At 69.7% G+C, this 14,514-nt stretch carries 17 protein-coding genes; 7 read left to right on the top strand and 10 right to left on the bottom strand.

The window, feature by feature from the left end; translation table 11 throughout:
- Positions 1-15 precede the first annotated feature (15 nt).
- From GQS65_RS16525 to GQS65_RS16510, 4 genes are read right to left on the bottom strand one after another with little or no spacing between them, the layout of a single operon-like run.
- Positions 16-756, bottom strand: a complete 741-nt coding sequence (locus GQS65_RS16525; protein ID WP_158205735.1) for a DUF7519 family protein — start codon at positions 754-756, stop codon at positions 16-18.
- The gene (locus GQS65_RS16520) at positions 753-1,964 is read right to left on the bottom strand and encodes a DUF58 domain-containing protein (protein ID WP_158205734.1); all 1,212 of its coding nucleotides are present in this window, start codon (positions 1,962-1,964) and stop codon (positions 753-755) included. The genes GQS65_RS16525 and GQS65_RS16520 overlap by 4 nt, the downstream gene beginning before the upstream one ends.
- A gap of 47 nt (positions 1,965-2,011) precedes the next feature.
- Entirely contained in the window at positions 2,012-2,557 is a 546-nt protein-coding gene (locus tag GQS65_RS16515; protein WP_158205733.1) for a DUF7269 family protein, read from the bottom strand.
- A complete protein-coding gene (locus tag GQS65_RS16510) occupies positions 2,554-3,249 on the bottom strand; it encodes a hypothetical protein (RefSeq protein WP_158205732.1) in 696 nt (231 codons plus the stop codon). Before GQS65_RS16510 ends, GQS65_RS16515 begins: the two co-directional genes overlap by 4 nt.
- Positions 3,250-3,373: 124 nt before the next feature.
- On the opposite strand from GQS65_RS16510, the gene GQS65_RS16505 reads away from it, so the two are divergent.
- From GQS65_RS16505 to GQS65_RS16500, 3 genes are read left to right on the top strand one after another with little or no spacing between them, the layout of a single operon-like run.
- The gene (locus GQS65_RS16505; RefSeq protein WP_158205731.1) at positions 3,374-4,495 is read left to right on the top strand and encodes an acyl-CoA dehydrogenase family protein; all 1,122 of its coding nucleotides are present in this window, start codon (positions 3,374-3,376) and stop codon (positions 4,493-4,495) included.
- A gap of 59 nt (positions 4,496-4,554) precedes the next feature.
- Complete coding sequence (locus GQS65_RS21720) at positions 4,555-4,959, top strand: hypothetical protein (protein ID WP_233265163.1); 405 nt, start codon at positions 4,555-4,557, stop codon at positions 4,957-4,959.
- Complete coding sequence (locus GQS65_RS16500) at positions 4,956-5,474, top strand: HAD hydrolase-like protein (RefSeq protein ID WP_368280291.1); 519 nt, start codon at positions 4,956-4,958, stop codon at positions 5,472-5,474. Before GQS65_RS21720 ends, GQS65_RS16500 begins: the two co-directional genes overlap by 4 nt.
- A gap of 17 nt (positions 5,475-5,491) precedes the next feature.
- On the opposite strand, the gene GQS65_RS16495 is transcribed toward GQS65_RS16500, so the two are convergent.
- Complete coding sequence (locus GQS65_RS16495; RefSeq protein ID WP_368280290.1) at positions 5,492-5,725, bottom strand: DUF5822 domain-containing protein; 234 nt, start codon at positions 5,723-5,725, stop codon at positions 5,492-5,494.
- A gap of 124 nt (positions 5,726-5,849) precedes the next feature.
- Here GQS65_RS16495 and panB point away from each other — a divergent pair, with 124 nt between their 5' ends.
- Together panB and GQS65_RS16485 are read left to right on the top strand one after the other, a co-directional pair.
- The gene (gene panB / locus GQS65_RS16490) at positions 5,850-6,656 is read left to right on the top strand and encodes a 3-methyl-2-oxobutanoate hydroxymethyltransferase (protein WP_158205730.1); all 807 of its coding nucleotides are present in this window, start codon (positions 5,850-5,852) and stop codon (positions 6,654-6,656) included.
- Between the two features lie 116 nt (positions 6,657-6,772).
- Positions 6,773-7,711, top strand: a complete 939-nt coding sequence (locus GQS65_RS16485) for a DNA-3-methyladenine glycosylase 2 family protein (protein WP_158205729.1) — start codon at positions 6,773-6,775, stop codon at positions 7,709-7,711.
- Positions 7,712-7,731: 20 nt separating this feature from the next.
- Here the strand turns inward: GQS65_RS16485 and GQS65_RS16480 are convergent, their stop codons facing one another.
- Positions 7,732-8,502, bottom strand: a complete 771-nt coding sequence (locus tag GQS65_RS16480; RefSeq protein WP_158205728.1) for an alpha/beta fold hydrolase — start codon at positions 8,500-8,502, stop codon at positions 7,732-7,734.
- Between the two features lie 192 nt (positions 8,503-8,694).
- Here GQS65_RS16480 and GQS65_RS16475 point away from each other — a divergent pair, with 192 nt between their 5' ends.
- On the top strand, positions 8,695-8,928 hold the full coding sequence (locus GQS65_RS16475; protein WP_158205727.1) for a DUF7127 family protein: 234 nt from the start codon (positions 8,695-8,697) through the stop codon (positions 8,926-8,928).
- Positions 8,925-11,201: a CDC48 family AAA ATPase gene (locus tag GQS65_RS16470; RefSeq protein ID WP_158205726.1), complete on the top strand. Its 2,277-nt coding sequence runs from the start codon at positions 8,925-8,927 to the stop codon at positions 11,199-11,201. The genes GQS65_RS16475 and GQS65_RS16470 overlap by 4 nt, the downstream gene beginning before the upstream one ends.
- Before the next feature lie 257 nt (positions 11,202-11,458).
- On the opposite strand, the gene GQS65_RS16465 is transcribed toward GQS65_RS16470, so the two are convergent.
- The 4 genes from GQS65_RS16465 to priS all read right to left on the bottom strand — a co-directional run bounded on the left by GQS65_RS16465 (position 11,459) and on the right by priS (position 14,429).
- Complete coding sequence (locus tag GQS65_RS16465) at positions 11,459-11,653, bottom strand: hypothetical protein (RefSeq protein ID WP_158205725.1); 195 nt, start codon at positions 11,651-11,653, stop codon at positions 11,459-11,461.
- A gap of 34 nt (positions 11,654-11,687) precedes the next feature.
- The gene (locus tag GQS65_RS16460) at positions 11,688-12,221 is read right to left on the bottom strand and encodes a hypothetical protein (RefSeq protein WP_158205724.1); all 534 of its coding nucleotides are present in this window, start codon (positions 12,219-12,221) and stop codon (positions 11,688-11,690) included.
- Positions 12,222-12,330: 109 nt separating this feature from the next.
- On the bottom strand, positions 12,331-13,251 hold the full coding sequence (locus GQS65_RS16455) for a DNA replication complex subunit Gins51 (protein ID WP_158205723.1): 921 nt from the start codon (positions 13,249-13,251) through the stop codon (positions 12,331-12,333).
- Positions 13,248-14,429: a DNA primase small subunit PriS gene (priS, locus tag GQS65_RS16450; RefSeq protein WP_158205722.1), complete on the bottom strand. Its 1,182-nt coding sequence runs from the start codon at positions 14,427-14,429 to the stop codon at positions 13,248-13,250. Before priS ends, GQS65_RS16455 begins: the two co-directional genes overlap by 4 nt.
- Positions 14,430-14,514 lie beyond the last annotated feature (85 nt).

Below are 14,514 nucleotides of genomic sequence, written 5' to 3'. Positions count from 1 at the left end.
CGGTCCCCGAGACGCCTACGAGTAGAGCGCCACGAGCAGGACGACACAGGCACAGACGCAGGCGGCGAGGACGCCGGCCGGTACCGGGACGCTCCCGAGCGTGGTCGCCCCGAGCGCGACGACGACACCGACTCCTGCCGCGGCGACGCTCCCGACTGCGTGTGACCGGTACACCGCCGTGGTCGCACCACGACGACCGACCTGCTCGCCGAGGGAGACGGCCTGTTCGCCGAGGTCCCACGCCACCAGCGCCGCCGCGAGGCCGACGAAGAACGCGAGCGGCCGGACCGGGAGGACGACGGTCTCGGCGAACACGGCGGCGACGAGCGCCACGCCGCCCCACGCGACCAGCGGTCGGCCCCATCCACGTCGGAGGGGAAGCCCCCCGAGGGCGACGAGGGCGACACCCACCAGCACGACCACGTCGGGGAGGAGTTCGAGCGTCCGTCCCTCCGGAGTGAGCGTCCCGAACGCACCCAGCAGGACGACGACGGCGACGCCCGTCGTCAGCCGACCGAGCCGAGGCCAGCCACGACCCCCCACCCGGTCGGCCAGCAGGACGACGGCCCACCCGACGAGCGAGACGACGACGGCGAGTCGGTCGGTCGGCGTTCCGGCGACCGCTCCGGCACAGAGCCCCGCCGCGAGCAGCGCCGCCATCGCTTCACGGGTCGTGGGCCGACCGACCGTCTCGACCGGCCCGCCGGTGTGATTGCCGTCGGCAGGGCCGCCGTCGGTCCGATTCCCGTCGGTCATCGGTCGGCGGCCCCCCCGCTCGGCGTGGTGAGCGACGTCCCCGGTGTCCAGTCCAGTGCCCGGACGCCCGCCGCCCGCAGTCGACGCAGGCGCTGGGTCCGTTCGAGTGCGACCATCGCGACGCTGAGCGGTCCCGACGCGGTCACGTCCGGACTGACGACGGTGAGCGTTCGCCCCTCGGCGTGGACCCGCGTGAGCGTCCGTGTGAGGTCGTCGTCGAGCAGCGGGGTGAGACAGACGACGTGCGTTTCGTGCGGGGACCGTGCGACACGTGCGGCGAGACGGGTCGGCGGGTCGGCGTCGTTGTCCACCGGGGTTCGGAACGCGTCGGCCGTCGCCAGCGTGTCGAGAAGCCGGTCACGGTGCTCTGGGCCACGACCGAGTGGGACGGCACAGTCCGCGGCTCCGAGCGTCGTGAGGCCGACGGCCCCACCGTCCGTACAGACCGTCCGGCAGATGCCCTCGGCGGCGGCCGCCGCGTGACCGACGGCGTGGCGTCCGTCGGCCGCGGCGCGAGCGGCCACCGGTCGGGCGTCGACGACGAGCAGTACCGACTCGGCACGGTGGTCCGCGAACTCGACGGTGGTTCGCTCGCCCGTCCGAGCGAGTCGTCGCCAGTCGATACGCGAGGGTGGGTCGCCACGGCGGTACTCCCGAACCCGGTCGAACTCGACGCCCGACCCTCGGGGAGTCGCGTCACGGCCGTCCCCGACCGACGGTGCGTCCGTAGGCGTCGACCCGCCGCGAGCGGCGATACCACCGACGAGCGTCGAGGACCCACCGACACTCGCTTCGAGTTCCCGCGCGCCCGCCCGGTCCCGAACGAGGGCGGTCGCCGGTTCGAAGCGGTGAGTCCCGTCGATAGCGCGGACCCCGTACTCGAACGTGACCGCCGCTCCCGGGTCGAGCGCCGTCGCCAGTCGGGCGGTTCCGTCGACGACCGGAACCTCGGGCGGGACGCCGTCGACGAGGCGCACGTCCGGGAGCGGGGTGTCGCCCTCGTTCCGGACCGTCAGGCTCACCGTGACCCGTTCGTCGACGCGTGCGACCGACGTGCCGAGCGACCGGGAGACCGAGAGGTCGGTGTGAGGCGGCCGGGTGACGTGTGGATACGCGAGGAACCCGACCGCCACCACCGCTCCGAGGAGGACCGTCGGCCGACCGGTCAGGACGCCCAAAGCGACGGCGAGGAGCGCCACGGGGACCACACCCAACCACCGGCGTGTGCGACGGGTGCGGCGAGTCCGGTCGGTGCTCACTGCTCACCCGCCTCCCGAGCGAGTCGCCGAATCGCGACCGCAGCGTGGCGAGCACGACGACGGAACCGTACCGAGGCCCGGAGGCGGTCGAGCGGGCCGTCCGTAGGCGTGAACAGCGCCGCCGCAGTGTGGTCGGTCGTCCACGTCCCGTTCGTCAGTCGTTCGGCGGCCGCTGCCTCGGAGACGCCCCGTTCGGCCACCAGCGTCCGGACCGCGACGCGTCGGAGTCGGTCACGGATCGCCGCTCGCCGTCGAGCACCGACCGGGAGTCGGCCGCCGTCGAGCGCCCGGAGTTCGACGCCGGGTCGCGGGGTGCCGACCGTGGACTCGGGTGACTCGACCGCCGACTGCTGGACGCCCTCGCCCCAGTGGATGCCGCCGACCATCGCCGCCGTCGTGACGGCGAGGACGACCGAGAGAACGACCAGCATCGACGCGCCCGCTCCGAGAGACCAGCCGACGACGTCGAGTGCGAGGACGACGGCGGCCACGAGCAGTGTCGCGCCGGCGACCGCGACGAGCGACGTGCGGAATCCACTCACTCGCTCCCCTCGTCGGCCGTCCGGTCGGGCCGTTCTCCCCGCTCGGGTCGACCCGTCCGGTCGGTCGGGTCGGTCTCGTCGATACCGAGTCGCCGGCGTGCCCGACGGGCCACCTCGGTCGGGTCGGCGGGACCGTCCGCGGCGTAGTGTCCCTCCTCGACCGCCGACCGGAGTCGGCGGACCGTCCGTCGGTCGTACCCGTCCTCGACCGCTCGACCCGCCCACTCGCGGGTCGTCAGCGCGTGGGGCCGGTCGGCGTCGAGTCGGGCCACCAGCGCGACCCACGCTCGGTCCAGCGGGTTCCGGGCCGTCGGTGGCCAGGGGGGACTCCCGTCGGGGTCGGGCGACGGTCGAAGCCGGTCGCCCGACCCGGTCACCCCGCCGCGTCTGGTGAGCAACAGGACCACCGCGAGACAGCCCCCGGCGACGACGAGGGTGGCGAACGCGAGGACGACCGGTGGGACGACCGGCGGGGCCGACCCGCCGAGCGCCCCCTCGAAGGAGATGCCGAAGACCTCACGAAGCCACGCGAGGAGGAGTGCGAACAGCGACGGCCCGGTAGTACCGTCGAGCGACGGCTCCGGCGGCGGGACCAGCGGGGCCGAGAGCGACCCGTCGAGCGCGGCGCTGGTCGCCACCAGCACACAGCCACAGAGACCGGCCGCGACGACCGGCAGACGTCGGGAGACCATCCGTCCTCGGGACGACCACGTCGAACGACATTACTGTTCGGTCGGGGCGGGTCGTGACGGTGTGGCGATGAGTTCGTCGGTTCGGAACGGGCGATTTTTGCGCTCGGCCACCAGACACCCAGGTATGCAACTGACGGCCGAGCAGGAGGCCATCCGGGACGTGGTCCGGGAGTTCGCGGTCGAGGAGATACAACCCGTCGCCGAGGAGTGCGACGCGAACGAGACGTTCCCCGAGGACGTCTGGGACGGCCTCGCCGACCTGGATCTGACGGGCCTGACGGTCCCCGAGGAGTACGGCGGCTACGACGCCGACCCCCTCACCTACGCCGTGGTCAACGAGGAGGTGGCCTACGGGACGCTGGCGGTGGCCACCGCGCTGTCCGTCCACTGTCTCGCCACCTCGTGTATCGCCGAGTTCGGCGACGAGGACCAGAAGGAGCGCTGGCTGCCGGAGATGGTCGACGGGCGACCGGTCGGCGCGTTCTGCCTCTCCGAACCCGGCGCGGGGTCGAACCCCGCCCAGATGACGACGACCGCCGAGCGTGACGCCGGCGGGTACGTCATCTCGGGGGACAAGCAGTGGATCACGAACGGCCGCCGTGCTGGCGTCTACATCGTCTTCGCCAAGACCGCACCCGAGGAGATAACGCAGTTCGTCGTCCCCGGTGACGCCGACGGCCTCTCGGTCGGCGAACCCGAGGAGAAACTCGGCCTGCGCGCGAGTGACACGACCAGCCTCACCTTCGACGACGTGCGCGTCCCCGCGGAGAACCGACTCACGCCCGAGGGGAAGGGGCTCTCGGCGGCGCTCTCCATCCTCACCGGCGGACGCATCGGCATCGCCGCACAGTCCGTGGGTCTCGCACAGGACGCGCTGGACCGGGCCGTCGACTACGCGCAGGAACGCGAGCAGTTCGACGGGCCAATCGCGGACATCCAGTCGATTCGGCACAAACTCGCGGACATGCACACGACGACGCAGGGCGCTCGCCTGCACGTCCACGACGCCGCCCGGCAGAAGGCGGCGGGAACCGACGGCTTCCCCACCGCGGCGAGCATGGCGAAGTACGTCGCCAGCGAGAACGCGATGGACGTCACGAACGAGGCCGTCCAGATTCACGGCGGCTACGGCTACACCCGCGAGTTCGACGTCGAGCGCCTCTACCGCGACGCGAAGATTCTCACCATCTACGAGGGGACCAGTCAGATTCAGAAGACCGTCATCGCCCGCGACCTGCTCGGATGAGAGCGACCGGTCGGCCGTCCGGCAAGAACGGTTATCGTTCGATAGTCGAACCAGAGTCCATGCCGGTGACGAACGACCCGTCGGTCGGAGGCTTCGACGCGACACCCGCCGTAGAGGCCGCAGTGGCGGTCGCTGGCTCCGGCCTCCTGCTCGTCGTCGAGGACGACCGGGCGGACGACGAGGTGCTGTTCTGTGCGGACGTGGTCGCCGAGCGGGACGACGACGAGGCGATACACGAGCACCTCTCGGGCGTCCACTCCTCCGTCTCCCTCGACTTCACCGAACCGGACCTGTTCGAGGACCTCTTCGCCGACTCCGGGGAGACACGGGCGCTGACGACGTTCATGGACGACCTCACGGCCGTCCGCGTCCTCGCCGACGGCGAGGGTCTGTTCCTCGCGCTCGCACCCGATGCACCGACGACCGACGTGGTCGACGCCGTCGAGGAGTACGTTCGAGCGTGAACAGCTACGACGCCGTCGTCTACGACCTCGACGGCACGCTCGTCCACCTCGCCGTCGACTGGGACGCTGTCGCCAGCGAGGTCGCCGCGACGCTCCGCGACCGTGGCACCGAACCGCCGGACGACCTCTGGGCGATGCTCCAGCACGCCAGAGACGCCGGCCACGGCGAGGCCGTCGAGTCGGTCATCGCCGACCACGAGCGTGACGGCGCACGCCGCTCGACGCGACTCGCCCGTGCGGACGACCTGCCGCTGGACGTCCCCGTCGGCGTCTGCTCGCTCAACTGCGCGGCGGCCGTCCGCATCGCCCTCGACACGCACGGCCTCGCCGACCACGTTCGGACGGTGGTCGGTCGGGACACCCTCGATACGGAGAAGCCGGACCCGAAACCGCTGTTGACGGCTCTGGGAGCACTCGACGCCACCCCGGAGCGGACGCTGTTCGTCGGTGACTCGACACGCGACGAGGAGACCGCGCGACGGGCGGGGACGGCGTTCGAGTGGGTCGAGGACTGAACCTCGTCCGACGAGGCTCACTCGGCCCGCGAACGAGCGTAGAGGAAGACGCAGACGGCGATACAGACCCAGAGGACGGCCCCGACGCGGACGGCGAACGCCGCGCGGGCGGGCCACGTGTTCAGTGCGGGGACGAACAGGGAGGCGACGGCGACGAGCGGTGCGCCGACGGCGATGGCGACGACGAACGTCGTCTGCATCACCCACCCGTAGTCGACGCCCTCGGGGTCGGTTCGCTCGACGGTTGGCACACTCGCCGTTGCGCCGGGCGGGTCATGAACCGTTCGTTGTCACGTCGGTGCTCGGCGACCCCACGAGTCGCCACACGTTGCTGAACCGGAGACCTTTATCAGCGGCCGCCTCCGACCGCGAGCCATGCGGGCAAAGGACATCCGCGAGAAGGCAGGCGTCGACCCCATCACGATGCTGACGGCGTACGACGCGAAGGACGCGACCGTCGTCGACGAGGCCGGCATCGACGTGGTTCTCGTCGGCGACTCGATGGGTAACCTCCGTCTCGGACACGACTCGACCATCCCCGTCACCCTCGACGAGATGTTGAGCGCGACGAGCGCCGTGAGTCGTGTCGTCGAGAACGCGCTGGTCGTCGCCGATATGCCGTTTCTCACGTTCGGTGTCGACGAGGCCCGGTCCGTCGAGAACTGCGGTCGGATGCTGAAAGAGGCCGACGCGGACGCGGTGAAACTGGAGTGCGGTGAACACACCGTCGACCTGACTCGTCGACTCGCTCAACTGGGCATCCCCGTCATGGCCCACCTCGGACTCACGCCGCAAGGCGAGAACGAGACCGGCCTGTTCCGACAGGGGACCGACGAGGAGAGCGCGCGCCGCATCGTCGAACAGGCCGAAGCCCACGAGGCGGCCGGCGCGTTCTCGCTCGTCCTCGAACACATCCCGGCCAATCTGGGGCGCATCGTCACCGAACGACTCGACATCCCGACCATCGGTATCGGTGCGGGGCCGGACTGTGACGGACAGGTGCTCGTCGTCGACGAGGTGGTCGGCCTCACCGAAGGGACGGCACCGTTCGGGAAGGCGTTCGGCGACGTCCGCGGTGAGATGCAGCGAGCGGTCGCGGACTACAAGGAGGCCGTCGAGGCCGGCGAGTTCCCCGCCGACGAACACAGCCACGTCGAGGAGGACCTCGACGAACTGTACTGAGCGCTCGAACGTTTGGCTGTCAAGGCCCTGAAGAACCCGTCGACAACCCCCACGGATTGCCGTATTCTGTCCGGTCGGGGGCGACACTTATCTGCGAGTCACGTGTCGGGTGAGCCATGCAACTGCACGCGACCGAGCCATTCGACTTCGGTCAATCGATACGGGCGCTCTCCCGGACGGGACCCTGGGCCGACGAGCGAGCGTGCAGTGACGACGCCGCCACGGTCGCCGGCTACGCCGAGGAGTGGCCGTTCGTCGCCACCGTCCGGTCGGGCGAGGAGGCGGCGACCCTCGACGTGGACGTGACGTGGGTCGACGAACCGGGCGACGAACGGGTCGTCGCCGACTGGGTGGGGGCCGCGCTCTCGCTGGCCGACGACGTCGAACCGCTCTACGCGGCCGCGGCCGACGACCCGCCGTTTCGCCGCGTCCTCGACACGCTCGACGGCTACCACCAAGTCCGCGCACCGACGCCGTTCGGCGCGGCCTGTTGGGCGGCGCTCGCGCAGGCCACGCCGCTCGACGTCGCACGCGAGCAGAAGCGAGAACTGGTCACCTCCGTGGGGCGGGTCGTGGAACGACCGCTTCCGGCACCACCGGCCCACGCCGACGAGGGGGCCGGCGGTGGGTCGGCGGAGACGGCGGCCTCCCTCCTGTTGTTCCCGACGCCACGACTCGTGTTGACGGGAGCGGAGGCCGTCGAGCGTCTCTTCGACGACATGAAGGCACGGACACTGCTGGCCGCCGCCGAGGCGTTCGCAACGGAACCGCTCTCGACGCTGGAGACGGGCGAACTCGTCGACCGCCTCGAATCCGTCTGGGGGTTCGACTCGTGGGCGGCGGAGTTCGTCGCCGTCGAGGGGTTCGGCCGGACCGACAGGCCGCCCCGGTACGACCCCACACTCCGGACGGCCGTCGAGGAACTCTACGGCCTCCCGGAGGCGACCGACGACCACCTCGACAACTTCGCACAGCGCTACGGGCGCAACGCGGGGTACTGGGCGCACTACGTCAGGACGTGGGCCGAGCAGCGGACCGAGACGTCGACCCTGTGAGCCCACGCGCCTCGTGACTGCTACTGGCCTGCGAGGAAGGGTTCGACGGCGTCGTTCCACGCGTCGGGGTGTTCGAGCATCGAGAGGTGAGCGGCGTCCTCGACGGTGACGGCCGACGACGACGGGAGTTCGTCCGCCAGATACTCGTGGAACGACGGCGGCGTGAGCCGGTCGTGTTCGCCCGTGAGCGCCAGCGTCGGGACGGCCACCTCGTCGAGTCGCTCGCGGACGTCGAACGCGTCGCAGGTGAGGAAGTCACGTTCGGTGACCGCCCGACCCGTCGCCTCCATCGCCGCGATGGAGGCGGTTCGGGTCTCGTCGTCGGCGTCGTGGAACAGCATGTCCGGCCCGTGGAGCGTCTCGACGGCCGCCTCGAACTCCTCGGCGAGCAGTTCTTCGAGGTCCCCGGAGACGCCGAGTTTCGCTCCGGTCCCCGTGAGCACGAGGCCGGTCAGGTCGAGGTCGGTGTCGAGCGCGACGGTCAGCGCGATGGCCCCGCCCAGCGAGTTGCCGACGAGCACTCGCGCCCCCGTCCGGCGGGCGACCGCCACCACGTCCTCGACGTACGCCGTCATCGTCTCCGGGCCGGGGTCGGTGTCGACGTCGTCGCTCTCGCCGTGCCCGCTCAGGTCGAGTGCGACCGACGGTCCGTCGAACCCGCGACTCCCGTACTGGTGAACCCAGACCGAGTGTGCCCCGCCGCTCCCGTGGACGTACAGCGTCGGCACCCCCTCCCCGAACGCCGTCTGCCGATACGTGGTCGTGCGTCCGTCGTGTTCGACACGTTGCATGTCCCTCCCGACGACACCCGGCGGCAAAAGCCCCCGCCGTTCACACCGGTAGATCGGCCCCGACCACCAGCCTGATTTCGGTGCGGCCCCGACTGTGAACCGCAACCCGACCGCCACACCGGATTCGCCCACCCTACGGTGGTTCGCCTGCGAAACGTTCAAATACTAAGCGAACTAACCTGGAGTTAGTACATGACCAATCAGCAACGCGTCGCCGATAGCGATGGACCGCTTCGCCGGTACGACTACACCGACCGGACGGTGTTCGCGGCGGACCTCGGTGCTGGGGTCGACGCGGACGTCGACGTCGTGGACGGTACCGCGATGGTCCTCGTCGGCGACCGGCAGTTCGAGTTCGACGTGCCCGCCGGGTACGCGCAAGCGTTTATCAAAAACGGCGTCGTCACCGTCGAGATAGAGCGATGAAACTCACGGTCAAACCACTCAAGCAGAAGGACGCGGGCCGAGGCCTCGCCGCCATCGACCGCGCGGCGATGGACGACCTCGACCTGGAGAACGGGGACTACATCCTCATCAGCGGATCGGACGGTCGTGCGGTCGCACGCGTCTGGCCCGGCTACCCCGAAGACGAAGGCGACGCCGTCATCCGCATCGACGGCCGCCTCCGACAGGAGGCCGGCGTCGGCATCGACGACAAGGTCGACGTCGAGAAGGCCGACGTCAAACCCGCCAAGCAGGTCACCGTCGCCCTCCCGCAGAACCTCCGTATCCGGGGGAACATCGGGAGCCACATCGGCGACAAACTCAGCGGGCAGGCCGTCACGCAGGGCCAGACCGTGCCGTTCAGCCTCGGCCTCGGGCCGCTCTCCTCGATGAGCGGCCAGCGCATCCCGCTGAAGATCGCCGAGACCGACCCCGACGGCACCGTCGTCGTCACCGACTCGACGGAGGTCCACGTCAGCGAGAAGCCCGCCGAACAGATCGCCTCGGGCGCGAGCGGCGCGTCCGGCGGTGGCTCACCCTCCGTCACCTACGAGGACATCGGTGGGCTCGACGGCGAACTCGAACAGGTCCGGGAGATGGTCGAACTGCCGATGCGCCACCCCGAACTGTTCCGCCAACTCGGCATCGAACCGCCGAAGGGCGTCCTGCTCCACGGCCCGCCCGGCACCGGGAAGACGCTGATGGCGAAGGCCGTCGCCAACGAGATAGACGCCTACTTCACCGACATCTCCGGCCCGGAGATCATGTCGAAGTACTACGGCGAGAGCGAGGAGCAACTGCGCGAGGTGTTCGAGGACGCCGAGGAGAACCAACCGGCCATCGTCTTCATCGACGAACTCGACTCCATCGCCCCCAAACGTGGCGAGACCAGCGGTGACGTCGAACGCCGCGTCGTCGCCCAACTGCTCAGCCTGATGGACGGCCTCGAAGAGCGCGGCCAGGTCACCGTCATCGGCGCGACCAACCGCGTCGACGCGCTCGACCCCGCACTCCGCCGCGGCGGCCGGTTCGACCGCGAGATCGAGATCGGCGTCCCGGACAAGGAGGGCCGCCTGGAGATTATGCAGGTCCACACCCGCGGCATGCCGCTGGTCGACGGTATCGACCTCGACACCTACGCCGAGAACACCCACGGCTTCGTCGGCGCGGACCTCGAATCGCTGACCAAGGAGGCCGCGATGAACGCCCTGCGGCGCATCCGCCCGGACCTCGACCTCGAACAGGACGAGATTGACGCCGAGGTGCTCGAATCGCTCCAGGTCACCGAGAACGACTTCCGAGAGGCGCTGAAGGGCATCACCCCCAGCGCGCTCCGCGAGGTGTTCGTCGAGGTGCCGGACGTCACCTGGGAGCGGGTCGGCGGGCTGGAGGACACCAAAGAGCGCCTCCGCGAGACCATCCAGTGGCCCCTCGACTACCCCGAGGTGTTCGAGGCGATGGACATGGACGCCGCGAAGGGCGTCCTGCTCTACGGCCCACCGGGCACCGGGAAGACCCTGCTCGCCAAAGCGGTGGCGAACGAGGCCAACTCCAACTTCATCTCCATCAAGGGGCCCGAACTGCTCAACAAGTTCGTCGGCGAGTCCGAGAAGGGCGTCCGCGACGTCTTCGAGAAGGCCCGCTCGAACGCACCGACGGTGGTGTTCTTCGACGAGATCGACTCCATCGCGGGCCAGCGTGGTCGCAACATGAGCGACTCGGGCGTCGGCGAACGCGTCGTCTCCCAGCTCCTGACGGAACTCGACGGCCTCGAAGAACTGGAGGACGTCGTGGTCGTCGCGGCGACGAACCGCCCGGACCTCATCGACTCGGCGCTCCTGCGCCCCGGTCGACTGGACCGCCACGTCCACGTGCCGGTTCCTGACGAGGAGGCGCGCCGCGCCATCTTCGCGGTCCACACCGAGCGAAAACCGCTCGCAGACGACGTTGACCTCGACAAACTCGCCCGCCAGACCGAGGGCTACGTCGGCGCGGACATCGAAGCCGTCGCCCGCGAGGCGGCGCTCGTCGCCACCCGCGAGTTCATCTCCTCGATGGACGAGGAGACCGCCGAGAACGTCGAAGGCTCCGTCGGCAACGTCCGCATCACGATGGACCACTTCGAGCAGGCGATGGACGAGGTGCGCGCCTCCGTCACCGAGGAGACCCGCCAGCAGTACGACGACATCGAAGAACGGTTCAACTCCGGGGAGTCCCCGGAGGACCGCGAACAGGTCAGTCGTACCTTCCAATGAACGTTTTTCAGCGTCGGGTCGCGTAGCGACCCTCCTCGAAAAACGTTCACGAAAAAGGCCGGACGCGCCCGCGGGCGCGTCCGGTGAACCGCGCTCACTCGCTCCGGAAGGCTCGCTTCGCTCGTCTTCCGTGCACCCACTCGCTTCGTCGCCGGCGCTTCGTGCCGGCTGCTAGCGAGACCTTCGGTCCCCGCGCCCGCGGGAACTCCGCTCGTTCTCACGGATGCGGTCGCTTTCGTCGGACTATCGTCGCCCGGTCAGTTCAGCCACAGCGTCAGCACTGCGACCGCACCGACGCCGAGCGCGCCGACGAGCGGGTCGCCGCCGGCCCAGACGAAAGCCGAGAACAGTGCGAGTCCCGAGACGAGGGCACCAGCGAGTGCGATACGCTGGTTCATCCGTGGTTCCTCCGAGACGTAGTCGGAGCGCTCGCTCCAGCATCTCGGTGGCATCGCGGTCCGCGACCGGTTCGGCAGTCGGCCTCTGTCACCGTCTCGTCCTCGCTTCACGGGCGACGACCACTCGCTCGGACGGCGTCGGCGTCGAGCAGTCGTTCACGTCGTCGGCGAAGACGAGCACGCCCCATCGGAGCGCCCCCCTGTCGTCGACGACGAGACTGCGCCACGCGTTCGACTCCCGGACGCCCTCGCCACCGTCTTCGACCGACTGCACCGTCGTCCCGTCGAGTCGGACGCTGATTGAGTACACGCCGGGGGTACAGCCGCCGAACGATGACGACGGGACCGACTCGAACTCGCCACCGGACGACTCGGTTCCGTCACCCGACCCGCTTGCGGGCAGGTCGTAGGTGTCCCAGAGCACGACGTCGCCGTCGCGCTCGACCAGCACGTCGAGGGTGTGTGGTACGTCGTCGACATTCCCGACGCTGATTCCACCGATGCGGTACGGTTCCGGTCCCGAGTCGGCTTCGCTACCGAGCGTGCCACAGCCGGCGAGCGTCGCGGTGGCGGCCGTGCCGAGCGCCGCGAGGAGGGACCGCCGAGGGAGGGGAGCAGTCACGGTCCCGGTTGCACTGACCGAGTGATAAGTGTTCGGTAGGAAGACAGTTGTCGATAGCGACACACGAACTCCGCGTCTCGCGCCGGCCGGGCGACCGGCCGTGGGCCGGTCAGTCCAGCTTCTCGGCGGCGTCGCGGTCAACCAGCGGTTCGGCGTTCGGCGTCGGGAGCGTCACCACGTCCTCGTTCTTCAGGTCGTAGGCACGCTGGTCGACGCCGAGTATCTCACCGACGTCGCGGGTGATGCGGACCGTCGTGCGCTCGATTGCCGGTTGGTCGTCCTCGCTGGACTCGTCGGCAGCGCCGTCGCTCGACTCCACCGACGACTCTGGACTGGGTGCCGGGTCGGCCCCGTAGTCCGGGTCCTCCTCGGGCGCGGTCACGTCCGCAGCGTCGTCGTCCGTCTCCAGCGGGGTGTCCGGCGGGATGGCCGGTCCGGAGTCCGACGCGTCGGCGCGTTCCGGTTGTACCTCGGTCGCAGACGAGTCGTCGCCAGCGTCCGCGCCACCCATCAGGTCGGCGGCGTCGACGCTCGACGGGTCGCCCGTCGGAACGTCCGGAGCGACGTCGGTCGCTCCCGAAGCCGTGTCGTCTTCCGTCGACTCGACGGCCTCCGGCGAACTGGGAACGGACGACGACACGTCGCCCGCGACCACTTCGTCGAGCACCCGAACGCGGTTGTGTTCGATGGTCGAGACGAGCGTCTCGAAGACGTCCTGCTCTTCCCTAGTCAGCCCCGAGGCGTCGGCGGCCATGCCCGCCGCTTCGAGACTGGCCTGCTTGACGAGTTTCCCGATACGGCGCTCGTAGATGGCTTCGACCGTCCGCTCGGCGGTCTTGATGTCGTCCGTGAGTCGGCGTACCTCGGGGGCGTCGAACGGGTCGTCGGCCTGCTCCGAGGCACGCTTGCGCTCCTCGCGGAGTTGGCTGATGAACCGGCCGGCCTCCTCGTAGAACGACTCCCGTAGCTGTTGGAGGCTGTCGGTCTGCCGTTCACGACTCTGGGCCGTCTGGAGTTCGTCGAGGTTCATTCCGAAGCTTTCTCCGCGTCACCGCGTGCCATCAGGTGCACGCCGACACACTCTCTCACTGTGCAAATCCCCTCCGGGATATTATGTGTTTCCCCCAGGAGGTCGACGGTTCGGTCGGTCGGCGACTCGATGCGTATCTCGTGGTCGGTGAACGTCTCCGGGACGGCGTCGACCAGCGGGTCGAACTGAGCGAGTTCGTCGCGCTCGATACGGGTCACCGCCAGTCCGGACCCGCCGTGGAGACTCCCCGGGAGGCGGATGAGTCGGTTGATGTCCGTCGTCACCGGTTCGTCGATGGGTGCCCCCTCCTCGGTGAGCGCGTCGTCGAGGAGCAACTGCGCGAGTGTGCGGGTGTACTGGCCCGCCGCTTCGAGGTTCCCGGTCCGGTACTGGTCGTAGTTGTTCGCCATCGCGTTGTAGAGCGTCTGTGCGCCCTTCTCGCCGATACCCTCGAACTCGCGGAGTCGCTTCGTCCCCGCGTCCTCGTCGAGTTCCCGAACCTCGTCGGCGACGGCGAGGAGGCGACGGTGGACCCGACGACCCCACCCGCCGTCGGTTCGGAGCGTACGCTTCTCGACGGGGTTTTTCAGTCCCATCCCGGCGACGCTCTCGGTCGTCGTGAGGCGGGTCACGTCGTCGAGTTCCAGCCCACGGACGAAGTCGACGACCTCGCGTCGCTGCTCGCGGTCGAGCGTTCTGACCGACTCGTCGCGGACGTGGACGTGATAGCCACGGCCGCCCGAGAAGACGACGGTCATGTCCTCGAACCCGAAGTCGTCGTCGAGGAAGTCGAGGAGGCGACCGAGCGCGTCCTTACACGTCGCCAGCATCGAGGCGTAGCTGTCCGCCTGCTCGTCCACGCCCGGCAGGTGGTCGGCGTCCAGGTCGAAGACGAGGTCGGACTCCTGCCAGCCCTTCTCGTTCATCGAGCGTGCGCCGGGGTCGTCGTAGCGTCCCGCCGAGAAGTAGACGTGGCGGGGGCGCTCTCGCGTGAGGAACGTCCCGAGGTCCCCCACGTCGAACGCCGACTTGTGGCGGACCATCGTCGTCCCCTCGCTCGACGTGAAGGGGATGTACCCCCACTCGCGCCGGTCGGCCGCGGGCGGCGAATCGACCGACACCCGTCGGTAGTGGTCGCCGAACCGGCCACGGAGGTACTCGCGTGTCCGCTGGTTCATTCCTGCTCACGTTCGTGACCGCGGGAGTATGAAGGGTTCGGCATGGGCCGCTCGTGGGAGTCACCGGCGGCCCCTCCACCGCCGT

This window comes from Halomarina oriensis (assembly GCF_009791395.1).
In the GTDB taxonomy this organism is placed as follows: domain Archaea; phylum Halobacteriota; class Halobacteria; order Halobacteriales; family Haloarculaceae; genus Halomarina; species Halomarina oriensis.
Note: the sequence above shows the minus strand (reverse complement) of the source record. Positions and strands in the feature narration are given on the sequence as shown.